The 17,870-nt window shown below is 55.4% G+C and carries 9 protein-coding genes and 1 pseudogene; 7 read left to right on the plus strand and 3 right to left on the minus strand.

All coding sequences use genetic code 11. The features are described 5' to 3' along the window. Positions 1 to 2,529: pseudogene (locus OLTU_RS24200) on the minus strand (response regulator); the annotation flags it as partial. Between the two features lie 39 nt (positions 2,530 to 2,568). Between OLTU_RS24200 and OLTU_RS24205 the strand changes: the two are divergent. Next, positions 2,569 to 3,897 (plus strand): tetratricopeptide repeat protein, encoded by a 1,329-nt coding sequence (locus tag OLTU_RS24205; RefSeq protein WP_141735323.1) that lies wholly within the window; start codon positions 2,569 to 2,571, stop codon positions 3,895 to 3,897. Here the strand turns inward: OLTU_RS24205 and OLTU_RS24210 are convergent. Further along, complete coding sequence (locus tag OLTU_RS24210) at positions 3,894 to 6,692, minus strand: response regulator (protein ID WP_141735324.1); 2,799 nt, start codon at positions 6,690 to 6,692, stop codon at positions 3,894 to 3,896. The genes OLTU_RS24205 and OLTU_RS24210 overlap by 4 nt on opposite strands. Positions 6,693 to 6,701: 9 nt before the next feature. After that, positions 6,702 to 11,495 (minus strand): HAMP domain-containing protein, encoded by a 4,794-nt coding sequence (locus OLTU_RS24215; protein WP_439956697.1) that lies wholly within the window; start codon positions 11,493 to 11,495, stop codon positions 6,702 to 6,704. Positions 11,496 to 12,057: 562 nt separating this feature from the next. Here OLTU_RS24215 and OLTU_RS24220 point away from each other — a divergent pair. From OLTU_RS24220 to traF, 6 genes are all read left to right on the plus strand, one after another. Next, positions 12,058 to 12,435 carry a hypothetical protein gene (locus OLTU_RS24220; protein ID WP_141735326.1) on the plus strand — a complete coding sequence of 126 codons (378 nt, stop codon included), beginning with the start codon at positions 12,058 to 12,060 and terminating at the stop codon, positions 12,433 to 12,435. Between the two features lie 2 nt (positions 12,436 to 12,437). Next, positions 12,438 to 12,698, plus strand: coding sequence for a DUF5985 family protein (locus OLTU_RS24225; RefSeq protein ID WP_141735327.1), 261 nt, complete (start codon positions 12,438 to 12,440; stop codon positions 12,696 to 12,698). Positions 12,699 to 12,716: 18 nt separating this feature from the next. After that, a complete protein-coding gene (locus tag OLTU_RS24230; protein WP_141735328.1) occupies positions 12,717 to 12,980 on the plus strand; it encodes a DUF5985 family protein in 264 nt (87 codons plus the stop codon). A gap of 78 nt (positions 12,981 to 13,058) precedes the next feature. Next, the gene (coaE, locus tag OLTU_RS24235) at positions 13,059 to 13,685 is read left to right on the plus strand and encodes a dephospho-CoA kinase (RefSeq protein ID WP_141735329.1); all 627 of its coding nucleotides are present in this window, start codon (positions 13,059 to 13,061) and stop codon (positions 13,683 to 13,685) included. Positions 13,686 to 13,687: 2 nt separating this feature from the next. After that, positions 13,688 to 16,063: a DEAD/DEAH box helicase gene (locus OLTU_RS24240; protein WP_141735330.1), complete on the plus strand. Its 2,376-nt coding sequence runs from the start codon at positions 13,688 to 13,690 to the stop codon at positions 16,061 to 16,063. Between the two features lie 705 nt (positions 16,064 to 16,768). After that, a complete protein-coding gene (gene traF / locus OLTU_RS24245) occupies positions 16,769 to 17,860 on the plus strand; it encodes a conjugal transfer protein TraF (RefSeq protein WP_141735331.1) in 1,092 nt (363 codons plus the stop codon). Positions 17,861 to 17,870: the final 10 nt, after the last annotated feature.

Consider the following 17,870-nt stretch of genomic DNA (forward strand, 5'->3'; position numbering starts at 1 on the left):
TCAATTCACCGAAGCTTTTTTCTTCTGCAACCAGGCATACATGACTGAGAGCAGTTTCTCCGGATCCACCGGTTTGGTAACGTAGTCCGACGCCCCAGCCTGGATCGCCTTATCACGATCACCTTTCATGGCCTTGGCCGTCAAGGAGATGATCGGCAAGCGACTGAATCGGGGGTCCTGACGAATGTTCTGGGTTGCCTCAATACCATCCATTTCCGGCATCATCATGTCCATCAAAACCAGATCCACGTCTGGATGGGTCTGCAGATGTGCAATAGCAACCTTGCCATTCTCGGCATGGATCACTTGCATTTTGCGTTCCTCCAGCACCGAATCAATAGCGAAGATATTGCGGCTATCGTCGTCGACCACCAGAATCTTGGCCCCACTGAAGTCGGCATCCTCAGGCAGCGGCGGGATGTGCGCGTTGTTTTCGGTGCTCGATTCGATGGGCGTGGTTTGCGCCAGTTCTGCACCGCTGTAATTTTGAGGCAGGTACAGCGTAAAGGTGCTTCCTTGATCCGGTGCACTCACCACCTCCAGCCAGCCCCCCAGAAGACGGGTGATTTCGCGGCTGATCGTCAGGCCGAGACCCGTCCCACCATACTTCCGACTCGTGGTTCCATCCGCCTGCTGGAAGGCTTCGAAAATCAGTTTTTGTTTTTCCAGCGGGATGCCGATACCGGTGTCCTTCACCGAAAAGGCGATGATGTTTTGCGACGCCTGGACAGTTCCCTGACCAATGCGCTGATCCTTGCCAACCAGACCGACCGTCATCACCACTCGACCGCGTTCGGTAAACTTGAAGGCGTTCGATAGGAGGTTCTTGAGAACCTGCTGCAGGCGATTGACATCGGTGAACATGGTGCGCGGCACATTGGGATCCATGATGATCTGGAAGTCCAGACCTTTTTGCTCTGCCATATGACGGAATGTACGTTCCACATAATCCTGAACTTCCGGCAGATCGAATTCCTTCGGATTGATCGGCATTTTGCCCGCTTCGATCTTCGAAAGATCCAGGATCTCATTGATCAAAGCCAGAAGGTCGTTGCCTGAGGAATACACAGTGCTGGCAAATTTCACCTGCTCCGGTGTCAGGTTCTTGTCCTTATTCTCGGCCAGCATCTTCGACAGAATCAGGAGGCTATTGAGCGGCGTGCGCAGCTCATGCGACATGTTCGCCAGGAATTCCGATTTGTACTTGGAAATGAGCTGCAGCTGCTCGGCTTTTTCCTCGACGCTGCGGCTGGCCAGTTCCACCTCGCGGTTTTTAACTTCGAGGAGTTTGGCTTTTTCGTTCAGCTCGTTCGCCTGGGCTTCGAGTTCTGCGTTGGACCGTTTCAGCTCCTGCAGCAGCTCCTCCGTACGCATCGACGAGGAGATCATGTTCAGGATCACACCGATGGAATCCATCAGCTGATCGAGGAAACTCAGGTGGTTCTCGCTGAAGATCTTGAACGAGGCCAGTTCGATAACGGCTTTGATTTCCCCTTCAAAGAGAACCGGCAGCACCACGACGTTGCGGGCCGGGGCATCGCCCATGCCCGACGCTATATGGATGAAACCTTCCGGGACATCGGACATCAGGATGCGCTTTTTCTCAAAGGCACACTGCCCGATCAGGCTTTCCTTCAGGCGATAGGAATGCGACAGACTCTTCCGTACGGTATAACCATAGCTCGCAATCAGATTGAGGACCGGCGTCGTGCGATCGTCGGCGGTTTCCATCATGAAGAAGCCACCATGCTGCGCGCCGACCAGCGGGGTCAGTTCCGACATGATCAGCTGGGCCACCGAGATGATGTTCCGTTGGCCTTGCATCATCCCCGAGAACTTCGCAAGGTTGGTCTTCAGCCAGTCCTGTTCATTGTTCTTCTGTGTCGTGTCCTTGAGGTTGGCAATCATCTGGTTGATGTTATCTTTCAGCGCGGCCACCTCACCCATCGCCTCGACATTGATCGAACGGGTCAGGTCACCCTTCGTTACCGCCGTGGAGACTTCGGCAATCGCACGCACCTGGGAAGTCAGGTTGCCCGCGAGCTGGTTCACGTTATCGGTCAGGTCACGCCAGGTACCAAACGCGCCAGGCACCTTCGCCTGACCACCCAGCTTGCCTTCGATTCCTACCTCGCGGGCCACGGTCGTTACCTGATCGGCGAAGGTACGGAGAGTGTCGGTCATGCTGTTGATCGTTTCCGCGAGTGCGGCCACCTCACCTTTCGCTTCGAGGACGAACTTCTCATTCAGGTTCCCGTTGGCGACCGCCGTCACGACCTTCACGATCCCACGCACCTGGGTGGTGAGGTTCGACGCCATGATGTTCACGTTATCGGTCAGGTCCTTCCAGGTTCCGGCCACACCGGGCACGCGGGCCTGGGCTCCCAGCTTCCCTTCGATGCCCACCTCGCGAGCAACCGTTGTTACCTGATCGGCAAAGATGCGGAGAGTATCGGTCATGCTGTTGATGGTTTCGGCCAGCGCGGCCACCTCACCTTTCGCTTCGAGGACGAACTTCTCATTCAGGTTCGGTTCCCAGACGTTTACAGCTGACTTCAAGTGAATGCGATGGAGACGTCACGTTTTAAAGATCTGCGACCCAGACCTTGGCTGAGGCGACTTCTCACAGTCTGTCTCGCTGGGCTGTTCTTTGTCTTCGTTTCCCCCTCCGCGACCGGCAAACCCTCGGCCTATAAGCAGGGTCTGCAGCATTATGCCAAGGGCGAATTCGATAAGGCCATACAGGATTTGCAAAAGGCCCTGAAGAAAAAGCCCAGCAAATCAGAAAAAGTGAAAATCTATAAATATATCGGTTTGAGCCATTATACACTGGGCCGTCAGGCCGAGGCTGGGAAGAATTTTGAACAATGCCTGGCCACCGATTTGAGTTGCAGCATCGAAGCGAAGGAAGCTCTCGATGAATCCGTGCTGCCTTTCTTTCAGAATATCAAACGCGCAATCACGGAGCGAAAAAACGCGCCCAAGCCAAACACTCGCATTCTGGTGAAATCCCCGGTCAAGGATGCTGAAATCCTCATGGATGGCATCCTTCTGGGTCCTGTCAATACTTCACTCGAAGCGCCGCCCGGCACCCGGGAGATCATTCTGCAGGCGAAAGGCTATCGCCCACGGCGGGTGAAGATCGCCGTGAACAAACTCGTGGAAAATGTCTACGAGATCGACCTGGAAAAGCAGCCGTCCAAAGCGGTGGAGAAGGAAAAAGAGAAGGACAAGGATAAAGCCCGACAGCAGCGAATCGCACGGGAAAAGGAGAAGGAACGCGAGCGGCGGAAACTGGAAGCCCGCCGGGCGCGCGAAGAGAAAAAGGACAAGGTTCCGCCGGTCCTGCCGGCCGAGGATGAGAGCGCGAGAAAGCTCGCCGATCCGCCTGAATCCAAAAAGAACAGCCTCGCCATGCCCGAGGAAAAAGGTCCGCAGACCTCAGACTCCTCGTCCGATGAACCGATCGAGCTGGAACGCGAGCCGGTGAGTTTTGCGCATTTCATGCCGCTGGGCGCGGGGCAATTTTATAACGGGGATTTTCTCCTCGGCACCCTGTTTCTGGGCACGCAGCTTTATGCGGTCGGTGTGATCGTTCAAGCCACCCAGGATATCCAGCAGGCCGAGGACAATGAGCTGGCTGCCATCCGACGCGCGCAGGTGGACCCCACGGTTTCCCAGGAGGATCTTGATGCCTTCTCCGAGGCCAAGCGTGTTTTTGTGAAGGAAAAACAGGAGCGCCTGAATCTGGCTCTTGGAGCCGCGGCCGGCACCTATGTCTTTGGTGTGCTGCATGCGCTCATCATGAGGCCTTATGTCCTTCCCACGACGGTCACCATGCAACTGCAGCCCGCACCGGAGCAGGGACTGCAGCTGCAGGTCCATTGGGATTTTTAAATGGTCCGCGGCAACTGACTGGTCGCCGGCGCCTGCCGATCCTTTTTCAAGTGGCTTCCATATTGCACGAGCGTCTGAATCAGCACCTTGCGGCTGATAGGCTTGCTGATATGGGAATTGAAACCACTGGCGAGGCAGCGCTGTCGCTCTTCACCCATCGCATGCGCGGTGAGCGCCACGATCGGCTTGCCATAACCCTGGCGTCGCAGTTCCTGAGCCGCGGCATAGCCATCCATCTCGGGCATCTGCAAATCCATGAGGATGCAATCGAACTGACCTGCGAGCGCTTTCTGCACGCCTTCCCGTCCGTTTGAAGCGGTTTCCACTTTCACGCCGCTCATCTTCAGCATCCGGGTCACGAGCAGCTGATTGTCCTGGCTATCCTCGACCAGAAGCACACGCAGATGTTCCAAGGACACATTGAGCTCCTCATGGCGAGCCTCGGCCCCGGCACGAACCGGAGCCACGGCGCGCATGGTTTCACCGGGATCGATCGTCACGATGAATTCACTCCCCACACCGGGGATGCTGCTCGAAAGCTCCACATCGCCGCCGAGGGAATTCGCGAGTTTTTTCGATAGCACAAGACCCAGCCCGGTCCCTCCGAAGCGTCGGGTTGTGGAACTGTCCGCCTGAGCAAAGGGTTCGAAAAGTCGTGTGGCCTGGGTGGTGCTGATCCCGCGACCGGTGTCACGGATGATAAACGCCAGTCGTTGACCGCGCTCCTCGATGTCCATCTGTTTGATGATGACCGAGATCATGCCGTGATCGGTAAACTTGATGGCATTGCCCACAATATTGAAGAGCACCTGCCTGAGACGCAGGGGGTCGGTGGTGATATGCGAGGGTACCTGGCCTTCTGTCGTCACGGTCAAACGCAGGCCCTTTTCCCGCGCTTCCAGGGACAGCAGCATATTGATATCGGTGAGGATATCATCCAACGGCACAAGCACCTTTTCCACGTCCAGCTTGCCCGCCTCCACCTTCGAAAGATCCAGAATATCATTGATGATATTAGACAGGAGTTTGCCGTTGCGCTTGATGACTTCGACGCAATTCATGCGCTCCGCCAGGGGCTGATTTTCGTCGAGCATCAGCTCGGAAAAGCCCATGACCGCACCGAGCGGCGTGCGAATTTCGTGGCTCATATTCGCCAGGAACGCACTCTTCGCTTTGTTGGCGGCTTCGGCGAGTTCCTTGGCGGCCACCAGCTCCTCCTGCTTTTTCCGGAGCAGGCGTTCAATCCGCTCGCGTTCACTGATCTCAGCCCGTAAGGCCTTGTTGGCAAGTTCGAGTTCCGCCGTGCGTTCCTTGACCCGGATATCCAGGATTTCATAGGCTCGCTGCAGAGTCTCATCGGCAGTCTTGCGATCGGTGATATCACGCGTGACGATAGCGAAGCCGCGCAATTGGTCCGAGGAATCACGCAGCGCGGTGATCACGGAGTTGGCCCAGTACATGGAACCATCCTTGCGAACCCGCAAAGCTTCCTCTTCGAATTTGCCATCCTCAATCGCCCGGCGCAGTCCCTCTTCCGGAATGCCCTGCTGCTTCGCCTGCTCGGTGTAAAAGCAGTCGTGACGTTGACCGATGATCTCTTCGCTCTCGTAACCCTTGATCCGCCGGGCGCCATCGTTCCATGTGCGCACATTGCCTTTCGGATCGAGCATATAAATCGCGTGATCCTTGACGCCTGCGACCAGCAGACGGAAACGTTCTTCACTTTCCTTGAGGGTTTGCTCGGCTTTTTTCCTTTGGATGAAAAGTCCGACGCGAGACCCAATATCGACCAGGGCCGACAGCACGAGGCCATCCTCGCTGTCGATGCCGGGATCGATAAATTCCACAACAGCCACGAGTTCATCGCCTTCCCAGATGGGCAGAGCCACGATCCCGCGTTCCTGGAGATCATCGAACCTTCGTTCGCCCTGCAGGTGGCTGGATCCCTCGCGTATCCACACGGGACAGGCCTTTTCCCAGGCGATGCCGACGCCATCCTCACCTTTTTCGATCTGGACTCTCCTGGTGCGTTCGGCCAGTTCCAGCATGGCCGGCGCCTGATCGTTCCAGATGTGCTGGACCTGAAGGTGCGACCGGCTGCTGTCCACCACCCAGATCGCCGCCCAGCTCCATTCGAGGCCGCGTCCCACGATTTCGAGAAGCCGCGGCATTGCATCATTGATGTTGTTCGACTCCGCCAGAATTCGGGTCACATCCAGCTGAATGCGCTGCAGCTTTTCAATGCGCTTTTTGTAAGCATTTTCCAAAAGGGCTTCGCGGATTTGCTGCGATTGGATCGCCGCCTGCCGTTTCAGCTCCGCAATGCGATATTCCTTTTCGCGTCGTTCACTTTCCAGCAGCTCGGCCACCTGGCTGCGAATCAGCATTTTTTGCCGGAAGAGCTGCACAAAGACAGCAACCTTGGCTTTCACCACTTCAGGCGCCAGGGGCTTTTGCAGGTAATCCACTGCACCGACGTCATAGCCGCGAAAGATATCCCCGACATTGGCTTCCATGGCCGTCAGGAAAATAATGGGTATCTCGCGCAGACTTTCGGATTGTTTGATCCGCTGCGCAAGCTCAAACCCGTCCATTCCCGGCATCATTACATCAGCAAGGATGACGGCGAATTCGGCGGTTTTCAACTTCTCCAGGGCTTCCTTCCCAGAGTTTGCCATGACAAGGTTATAGTCCGGCATGCACAGAAAGGATTCCAACGCGATCAGATTGCTCGGCTTGTCATCGACCAACAAAATATTAACTGTTGGCTGCGCTTCAGCCGCTGCCGGATCCATAATGTCTCCTCAATTCACCGAAGCTTTTTTCTTCTGCAACCAGGCATACATGACTGAGAGCAGTTTCTCCGGATCCACCGGTTTGGTAACGTAGTCCGACGCCCCAGCCTGGATCGCCTTATCACGATCACCTTTCATGGCCTTGGCCGTCAAGGAGATGATCGGCAAGCGACTGAATCGGGGGTCCTGACGAATGTTCTGGGTTGCCTCAATACCATCCATTTCCGGCATCATCATGTCCATCAAAACCAGATCCACGTCTGGATGGGTCTGCAGATGTGCAATAGCAACCTTGCCATTCTCGGCATGGATCACTTGCATTTTGCGTTCCTCCAGCACCGAATCAATAGCGAAGATATTGCGGCTATCGTCGTCGACCACCAGAATCTTGGCCCCACTGAAGTCGGCATCCTCAGGCAGCGGCGGGATGTGCGCGTTGTTTTCGGTGCTCGATTCGATGGGCGTGGTTTGCGCCAGTTCTGCACCGCTGTAATTTTGAGGCAGGTACAGCGTAAAGGTGCTTCCTTGATCCGGTGCACTCACCACCTCCAGCCAGCCCCCCAGAAGACGGGTGATTTCGCGGCTGATCGTCAGGCCGAGACCCGTCCCACCATACTTCCGACTCGTGGTTCCATCCGCCTGCTGGAAGGCTTCGAAAATCAGTTTTTGTTTTTCCAGCGGGATGCCGATACCGGTGTCCTTCACCGAAAAGGCGATGATGTTTTGCGACGCCTGGACAGTTCCCTGACCAATGCGCTGATCCTTGCCAACCAGACCGACCGTCATCACCACTCGACCGCGTTCGGTAAACTTGAAGGCGTTCGATAGGAGGTTCTTGAGAACCTGCTGCAGGCGATTGACATCGGTGAACATGGTGCGCGGCACATTGGGATCCATGATGATCTGGAAGTCCAGACCTTTTTGCTCTGCCATATGACGGAATGTACGTTCCACATAATCCTGAACTTCCGGCAGATCGAATTCCTTCGGATTGATCGGCATTTTGCCCGCTTCGATCTTCGAAAGATCCAGGATCTCATTGATCAAAGCCAGAAGGTCGTTGCCTGAGGAATACACAGTGCTGGCAAATTTCACCTGCTCCGGTGTCAGGTTCTTGTCCTTATTCTCGGCCAGCATCTTCGACAGAATCAGGAGGCTATTGAGCGGCGTGCGCAGCTCATGCGACATGTTCGCCAGGAATTCCGATTTGTACTTGGAAATGAGCTGCAGCTGCTCGGCTTTTTCCTCGACGCTGCGGCTGGCCAGTTCCACCTCGCGGTTTTTAACTTCGAGGAGTTTGGCTTTTTCGTTCAGCTCGTTCGCCTGGGCTTCGAGTTCTGCGTTGGACCGTTTCAGCTCCTGCAGCAGCTCCTCCGTACGCATCGACGAGGAGATCATGTTCAGGATCACACCGATGGAATCCATCAGCTGATCGAGGAAACTCAGGTGGTTCTCGCTGAAGATCTTGAACGAGGCCAGTTCGATAACGGCTTTGATTTCCCCTTCAAAGAGAACCGGCAGCACCACGACGTTGCGGGCCGGGGCATCGCCCATGCCCGACGCTATATGGATGAAACCTTCCGGGACATCGGACATCAGGATGCGCTTTTTCTCAAAGGCACACTGCCCGATCAGGCTTTCCTTCAGGCGATAGGAATGCGACAGACTCTTCCGTACGGTATAACCATAGCTCGCAATCAGATTGAGGACCGGCGTCGTGCGATCGTCGGCGGTTTCCATCATGAAGAAGCCACCATGCTGCGCGCCGACCAGCGGGGTCAGTTCCGACATGATCAGCTGGGCCACCGAGATGATGTTCCGTTGGCCTTGCATCATCCCCGAGAACTTCGCAAGGTTGGTCTTCAGCCAGTCCTGTTCATTGTTCTTCTGTGTCGTGTCCTTGAGGTTGGCAATCATCTGGTTGATGTTATCTTTCAGCGCGGCCACCTCACCCATCGCCTCGACATTGATCGAACGGGTCAGGTCACCCTTCGTTACCGCCGTGGAGACTTCGGCAATCGCACGCACCTGGGAAGTCAGGTTGCCCGCGAGCTGGTTCACGTTATCGGTCAGGTCACGCCAGGTACCAAACGCGCCAGGCACCTTCGCCTGACCACCCAGCTTGCCTTCGATTCCTACCTCGCGGGCCACGGTCGTTACCTGATCGGCGAAGGTACGGAGAGTGTCGGTCATGCTGTTGATCGTTTCCGCGAGTGCGGCCACCTCACCTTTCGCTTCGAGGACGAACTTCTCATTCAGGTTCCCGTTGGCGACCGCCGTCACGACCTTCACGATCCCACGCACCTGGGTGGTGAGGTTCGACGCCATGATGTTCACGTTATCGGTCAGGTCCTTCCAGGTTCCGGCCACACCGGGCACGCGGGCCTGGGCTCCCAGCTTCCCTTCGATGCCCACCTCGCGAGCAACCGTTGTTACCTGATCGGCAAAGATGCGGAGAGTATCGGTCATGCTGTTGATGGTTTCGGCCAGCGCGGCCACCTCACCTTTCGCTTCGAGGACGAACTTCTCATTCAGGTTCCCGTTCGCGACCGCGGTCACAACCTTGATGATGCCGCGCACCTGCTTGGTGAGGTTACCAGCCATGAAGTTTACGTTGTCGGTCAGGTCCTTCCAGATACCGGAAACGCCTTTCACTTCCGCCTGGCCACCGAGTTTCCCTTCGGTACCCACCTCTTTCGCCACCCGGGTTACCTCGGCCGCGAAGGAGTTCAGCTGGTCCACCATCACGTTGATCGTGTTCTTCAGCTCCAGGATCTCGCCCTTCGCATCCACAGTAATCTTCTGCGAAAGGTCACCCTTCGCCACCGCGGTGGTCACCTTCGCGATGTTACGCACCTGAGTTGTCAGATTAGCCGCGAGGCCGTTCACGTTATCGGTCAGATCCTTCCACGTACCCGACACACCTTTCACATCCGCCTGGCCACCGAGTTTCCCTTCGGTACCCACCTCTTTCGCCACGCGAGTTACCTCGGCCGCGAAGGAGCGGAGCGTATCCACCATCGTGTTAATCGTGTTTTTCAGTTCGGAGATTTCGCCCTTCGCATCCACAGTGATCTTCTGCGAAAGGTCACCCTTTGCCACCGCAGTGGTGACGTTTGCGATGTTACGCACCTGAGCCGTCAGATTTGCTGCGAGGCCGTTTACATTATCAGTAAGATCTTTCCAGGTACCCGCGACACCTTTCACATCGGCCTGACCACCGAGTTTCCCTTCGGTACCCACCTCTTTCGCCACCCGGGTTACCTCGGCCGCGAAGGAGTTCAACTGGTCCACCATCACGTTGATCGTATTCTTCAGCTCCAGGATCTCGCCCTTCGCATCCACCGTAATCTTCTGCGAAAGGTCACCCTTCGCCACCGCGGTGGTCACCTTTGCGATGTTACGCACCTGGGCCGTGAGGTTGCCGGCGAGGCCGTTCACATTATCCGTGAGGTCCTTCCATGTACCGGCGACGCCTTTCACATCGGCCTGACCGCCGAGCTTTCCTTCAGTTCCCACCTCTTTCGCCACGCGAGTTACCTCGGCCGCGAAGGAGCGGAGCGTATCCACCATGGTGTTGATCGTATTCTTCAGCTCCAGGATCTCACCCTTCGCATCCACAGTAATCTTCTGCGAAAGGTCACCGTTCGCCACAGCGGTGGTCACCTTCGCGATGTTACGGACCTGAGCGGTCAGATTCCCCGCGAGGCCGTTCACATTATCGGTTAGATCCTTCCAGGTTCCCGACACGCCTTTCACATCCGCCTGGCCACCGAGCTTTCCTTCGGTACCCACCTCTTTCGCCACGCGAGTTACCTCGGCCGCGAAGGAGCGGAGCGTATCCACCATGGTGTTGATCGTATTCTTCAGTTCATAGATCTCACCGCGGGCGTCCACTGTAATTTTCTGGGACAAGTCCCCGTTCGCCACAGCAGTGGTCACTTTTGCAATGTTACGCACCTGAGCCGTCAGATTTGCAGCGAGACCGTTCACATTATCTGTCAGATCCTTCCAGGTTCCCGACACACCCTTCACTTCCGCCTGGCCACCGAGTTTTCCTTCGGTTCCCACCTCTTTCGCCACACGAGTCACCTCGGCCGCAAAGGAAGACAGCTGATCCACCATCACGTTGATCGTGTTCTTCAGCTCCAGGATTTCTCCGCGCGCATCCACGGTAATTTTTTGCGTCAGGTCACCCTTCGCCACGGCCGTTGTCACCTTGGCAATGTTTCGCACCTGTGCCGTCAGATTACCGGCAAGGCCATTCACATTATCCGTAAGGTCCCGCCAGGTTCCGGACACACCTTTCACATCCGCCTGACCACCGAGTTTGCCCTCGTTCCCCACTTCCTTGGCCACCCGAGTCACCTCGGCCGCGAAGGAGTTGAGCTGATCCACCATCGAGTTCACGGTCGTGCCAATTCGCAGGAATTCCCCGCGGACCGGGCGGCCTTCAATCTCCAGAATCATTTTCTGGGAAAGATCGCCTTTTGCCACGGCCGTGATCACCCGCGCCACTTCGTTGGTTGGCGCCACCAGGTCGCCGATCAGCTGGTTCACCGAGTTCACACTGGTGGCCCATGAGCCCTTGGCCGGACCAACCGAGGCGCGCTCGGTCATGCGTCCTTCCTGACCGACAATTTTACCAACCCGCACCAGTTCATTGGATAGATGTTCATTCAGCCCGATAATATCGTTCAGGAGCTCGCCCACGCGCCCCAGAATGTCGCCCTTCTCATAGTCAAAACGTACAGAAAAATCCCCAGCCTTGACGGACTTGAGAACTTCAACGAGCTGCTCGATTTCGTCCTTATCCGCGACCGAGAGATGATCCCAGTCTGAATCCCGGGTGCGTCGGCTTCGATTAGGAGACGCGTGCCGGCGATCCTGGGAACTGCCTGAAAAAGATGAGGCCTGTTTAAAATTACGATGAGCTTTGACTTCTTTCTGAGCCGTTGGCTTCATTCCTAAACCTCAAAATTGGGACGACATAATAATGAAACTCGGGACTGCTGAACAACTTTCGTCGCGGCTGCGAGTATCCAGCGAACAGCTTGGCGGTAAAAAGTTCAGTTTCTAATTAGACGCTGATCCGCAAGAACCTCAAGCTAAATCTGACGAGGTTGTTTTCAGGTATGTGATTCCGATTCTTGCCTTCACTTTTGGGGATATTTGCGCAAAAAGTCAATGTCATAGCTGAGGCTTTTCATCATGTATTCCCCTGCCTTCAGGGACAAAAAGACAGTCACCAAAATACTACACTCTATTCGGCATTTTGAGGGTTGCTTATTGAACATAACCCTGACAGCCTTAGAGCACAGCTTGCTCTGGAACCTTCATCACATGGGTCACCCTGGGAGATTGGATGACAAGCGCAAGGCTCGATCAAAATGTCGAAAAGTTTATTTACGCCTGCATTAACTCAGTTGAGCAGCTCGAAATCCTTTTGCTGATTCGCTCCCGAACAGAGCTGGATGCGGATACCATTACCCAGGAACTCCGCACGACGGCCTCTTCGGTGGAAAAGCGACTGGCCGATCTGATGCGTAAAAATCTGGTGGTCATGCGTGAAAACGAGGGGAAGCGGACTTATCATTACGACCCACCACCCCACCTTGCTGAACATGTGGATCAACTCGCGACCTTGTACACTACTCATCGCGTTAGCATTATAAATCTTATTTTCTCAAAACCGTCCGATGCGCTTACGGGCTTTTCGGATGCATTTCGATTTAAGGAGTGACCATGGCATCCATCGTGTATGCTCTGTCGACCTTGACCTGCATTGCCTGCGCCTACCTTTTGCTACGCTCCTTCAAAAGGAACGGGACACGATTGCTTCTTTGGAGCGGAATCTGCTTCATCGGCATGGCAATAAACAATGGTCTCGCAACATTGGACGTGAATACCCCGTCTGAATTGATGGACCTCTCCACATTGCGTGTTGTGGTTTCCATCGTCAGCGTGAGTATTCTCATTTATGGTCTAACCTGGGAATCGATATGACAGACACATGAGGGGACGATGCGGTTATTCTTATCCGGAATGTTTACTGCTCTGGCGTTTGTGGTCTCGCTTTTCTTTCTAAGATTTTACGTGAGAACCCATGACCGTCTTTTTATCTGCTTCGCGAGCGCCTTTATGCTACTCGGCGTGGAGCGGGTGATGATCTCCATTCTTGAAATATCCAATGAGAACGTGGGGCTTGTGATACTCATGCGTCTGGTCTCTCTATCCATGATCCTGGCCGCCATTGTCGACAAGAACCGCCGCGGGGCTCGCTACTGAGTCACCCGTATAGGTCTCGACAGACCGGCAGTCATACTCTACGATTGACCTCAGCTGATTCTTCGCGAGGCAGGGGGTATGGACATTCAAGAGGCACTGAAGCAATGGGGCATAGCTCTGACGGGAGGAATTGCCTGTGGAAAATCGACCATCGCCTCCATTCTACGTCAGCAAGGCAAGATTGTTCTCGATGCCGACGCCATGTCCCGCGCGGTGGTGGAACCTGGCACGGAAGGTCTCGCCGCCGTCGTTCAGTCCTTCGGCCCCACCATCCTGAATCCCGACGGCACCATGAATCGCCAGCGCATGCGCGAGCTGGTGTTTCAGGACGCCAGTCGCCGCCAGCAGCTGGAAGCCATCATCCATCCACGCCTTCTGGCGGAAACTCAAAAAACTCTCGAAAAACTAGGATTCGCTCACAGCCCACGCCTTTGGTTTTACGAAGCCACTCTTATCTACGAACGGCAGCGCGCCGCGGAATTCAAAGCCGTTTGGGCAGCCTTTTGTCCGCTTGAATTGCAAATTACGCGCGTCATGCAGCGGGATCGCTGTTCCCGGGAAATGGCTGAAGCCATCATTGCGGCTCAGATGCCGGCGCAGGCGAAAGCGGACCTCGCGGATCAGGTCATCCATACGGATTGCAGTTTTTCTGAACTCGAGCAGCGTGTGCTCAAGGCTCTTCAGGACCTTAAACCGGTGAGTTGAACTTGAAGAAGAAACGCAGAAACGGCCCGAAACGTGGCGATGACAATGCCCACACCACGTTTCGCAATCCTTCAAGGCCGCGTCCTCCGGTGGAACCCATCGAGGACCGTATCCCACCGCACGAACGCGAGCAGCTTCGCAAGGTGAAACAGATCACCGACACGGCCCTGCATAAGTGGTTGCGCGAGGCAGAGTCCAATGCCCGCAAACCGCGCAAGGACATAAGCCATGTTCCTCTCATGGATCAGCTCGATCCCTGGCAGAAAGAAGCTTTCGATGCGCTGCTGAACGGCGAGCACGTGATCGTCGATGCGCCGACCACGGCCGGCAAGACCCGGGTGGTCGAGGCCTTCTTTGAAATTCATATCGATCAGCCGCGTTTTCGCGCAGCCTATACCACGCCGGTCAAAAGTCTTTCCAATGACAAGCTGCGTGAATTCAGCGATAAGTTTGGCAAGGAAAACGTGGGCATTGCCACTGGGGATATCAAGGAAAATCTCGGCGCGCCGATCGTCGTCGCCACCCTGGAATCCTATCGCAATTCCCTTTTGGGAGTGGAGCCCGATCTCGGTCGCACGCTGGTCGTCTTTGATGAATATCATTTCATGCAGGACAGCAGCCGCGGCAGCGCCTGGGAGGAGGCCATCATCCTTACGCCTCCCACCTGTCAGCTGCTGCTTCTTTCCGCGAGCGTGGACAACGCTGAACAATTCTGCGCCTGGATCACGGCCATCAGCGGGCGACCCTGCCGCCTGATTCAGACCCGGGAACGGCCGGTTCCGCTGGTCGATCTCATTTTTTTCCGCGAGCAGTGGCTTTTGGTTTCCGAAGTCGAGGACATCCTTCCCAAGAAATCCCCCACGCCCTCCCGTTTTCCCCTGGAGCACAGTGAAATCGGCCGGCGTCTGAAATCCATTCCCGCTCTTGGGCTGACGCCTTGCATTATCTATGCGGGACGGCGGGCTGCGTGCGAAAGCATGGCCATCGAACTCTGCAAACAGCTTGAACCCCTGTCGCGCGAGGAAGCCCAGCGCATCCGTGAGCTGATTGAAAATGATCCCGACGTCGAAGAGCCGATGAAATTCATCACGATGAATCTCCGGCGCCTTCTTTTGGTTTACGGCGTGGCCTGGCATCATTCCGGGATGGCGCCCTATGCCCGCCGGGCCATCGAAAATCTTGTGAAAAACGGCCAGCTCCGTTTCTGTGTGGCCACCATGGGGCTCAGCATCGGCATCAATTTCTCGGTGCGTTCCACACTGATCAGCGACTACACGCGGCCCGGGGAAACCGGCTTCACGACCTACGCGTCCTCGGAAGTCCTGCAGATGCTCGGTCGCGCCGGGCGTCGCGGCAAGGATGTGGTCGGCTTCAGTCTCTGGCCCTCGGTGGCCGCCTGGCAGAAATTCGGAGGCACAAGGCGTGATCGTTGCCACTCGCGCTTGAAAAATGACCCCACCACATTCCTTGGTCTTTTGGGTCGCGGCTTCAAACTGCGCGATGTGGAGAATTTTTATGAGAAGAGTTTTCTGCGTTTTGGTGACAAGACGGTCCGCTTTGCCCTGATCCGCGAGCAGCCGCTGAAAAAAGCTCTGGCCGCCGACAGCCTGCCCTGCGGCGTGTCCCCGGCCGCAGCCTTTGCCGATTTTCTGGATGAAAAACCGGAAGCCCTTTGCCTCAGCTGTCCTCTCCGGGAACGTTGCCATGCGCACATCCAAAGGCATATGGCCAGCAGCCTGGCGCAACTTCATATTCATTTGCACAGAATTGGCTGCATTGATGATCGCGAGCAGCTCACCCGCTACGGTTCCATCGCCCGCTATTTCCCGCAGTCGGGTGGCCTCCTGATCGCCCAGTTGATCGATCAGAGGGATCTGACGGTGGACAATCTGCTCGCCGGCCTTGAGTTGATGGCCGCGCTGTGCCTGACCCGCTTCAAGGAACCCGATATCGGGCGTGACTACGACTTCCCTTTCGCCTCGGAAAAGGTCGAAGAACGCCTGGTGGAACTTTATCCCGTCGATCTCTTTGAAGAGCTGTACGATTCACCGGGACAGCGTCGCGAGACTTTTCTTTTCCGCGAATATAACCCGCTCGCCGGTTCCGTCCTCAATGATTGGGCACGCGGCATGAGCTGGACCGATCTGGTGCACAAAACCACGGATGAACGCTTTGGTCAGGGTGATCTCATGGCCTTGATTTACCGGGCCGCCACCTACCTGCAGTCCTTGAGCCAGGCACGCGTTCCGGGACTCGGCCAGGCAGCAGCTGTCATGCGCGATCAGCTTTTGCGCGAGCCGCTGATGCCCTCGTCGCATCGACTGGTCGAGGAGGACGACGAGGAACCGGAGATCCTGGCTGCGGAAGACGAAACCTGAATACCTGTAGTTTAATTACATAATCGCGCCTTAAAGACATAATTCAACAGGATGAGACTTTTCTCTAAATGAGAGATTTGTAAGAAGCTTTTCGGCCAGAGAGCCAGTGGCTGGTGCTTTTCCGCAGAGTACATTTTTCAGAAATTCTGGTGGAAAATTCCAAGCCGTCGTCTTCCCGATTCCTTAATAGTGTTGAAATATTACAACGGACCTACCCCGTCAGACGGCTTGGAATATGTATGCAAAAATTTTTTGATACTCACAAAACACTGGTTTATAGGTTGACAACCCAACCCGTTAGCGTTAGAACCAGCGTCGGTCTTCCGGCACTTACAATCCGTGTCTTTTCGCAGGTAAGCCTGTAAAAATACAAGGGATTCTCTGCCCCAAAAAACCGAGTTTAATTCCGGTGTTTCGAAGACCCAACACTTTGCTCGAAAAGCTCAGGCACTGCATATTAGAAGTCCTTTCTCGTTTTTTTTTCGGCGTTTTTTAAAAATGCCGCACGTACAGACATATCCCCCTTTTCATCACAAAAAGTCTAATCACCTTAGGTGCCATGAGCTTTGAGGGGCCCGTCACGGGCCCCCCATAATTTCCTTTTTCCAATAACTTGCTCACTCCCCTGGAAAATTCATCAAGTTTTGTCCCGACCAGCCGATCGCCTTGGATGTACGTTCGCGTGCGGAATGGAAGGTTTTGGGTATGAATCCATCCAGATTGTTTGGGGCGTGTTTGTGTTCCGCTCTTATGGGCAGCACCGGATTTCTGTACGCGGAAAATCTGGAATTCCATCGCATCTATCGCAGCCCCTACTATCTCGGTCGCGGCGATACCGGTGTGGCCACTGCGGATTTTCAGGAGGCCATCTTTTATAACCCGGCGGGCCTGGCCCAGGGCAAAGGTCTCTATAAGGAAACGGTGCTGATCTCTCCGTCCCTGCAGGTTTCCACCAAGACCAAGGATCTTGTCCGTCAGGTCCTCCTGCAGGAGGATAACGATCCGGATACCCTGCGCGGCTACCTGGGACGCAACCTGCATCTTGGCTTCAGCAACTTCACCGGCATAGTTTTCCGACGCGCGGCAGTCGGTGTTCTGGTTTCATCCGATACCAATGTGATGCTGGCCAAGTCTCCCGATGAACGCGGCCTTGAAACCTTGCATGCGGATGCCGTCGCGAATCGCGTGGCGGTCTTCAGTGCTGCCGAAGGTTTCTTCAATCAAAAACTTCTCGTCGGTGTCACCGGCAAATACATCATGCGCAACGAAGCCTCCGTTGATGTCGGTGTGCTGGATTCCAGCAATATCTCCGATCAGCTCAATTCCAATGATGCAGAAATCTCGCGCAATGGCGTCGGGGTGGATATCGGTCTGATGTATGATCCGGGTAAATCTCCCTGGCGCTTTGGTCTCCACGTTGAAAACGCCGGTACCACCAAACTCGCCGCTGCGGAATCAGGTGTCAGCAGTCGGCGCCTGCCCCAGATCGTGACATTCGGGACAGCCTTCGACCTGACCACGAGGATGAGCTCCATGCTGATCCAGGCCGATTTCCGCGACGTGGGCGGCGCGGTGGAGAAGGACGTGTTTAAGCGCCTGCATCTCGGCAGTGAGCTGCAATTTGCCCGCATCTTTGGTTTCATGGGTGGTCTGAATCAGGGCTATCCCACCGCGGGTTTATTCTTGAATCTCTATGTCATGCGCTTTGATATCGGTGCGTACACGGAAGAGGTGGGCAGCTCCGCCGGTGTACGGCCCGATCAGCGACTCTTTTTCCGGCTTAAGGCCGGGTTTTAAGGAGGACGCC

The organism is Oligoflexus tunisiensis (genome assembly GCF_001748245.1).
Taxonomy (GTDB): Bacteria; Bdellovibrionota_B; Oligoflexia; order Oligoflexales; family Oligoflexaceae; genus Oligoflexus; species Oligoflexus tunisiensis.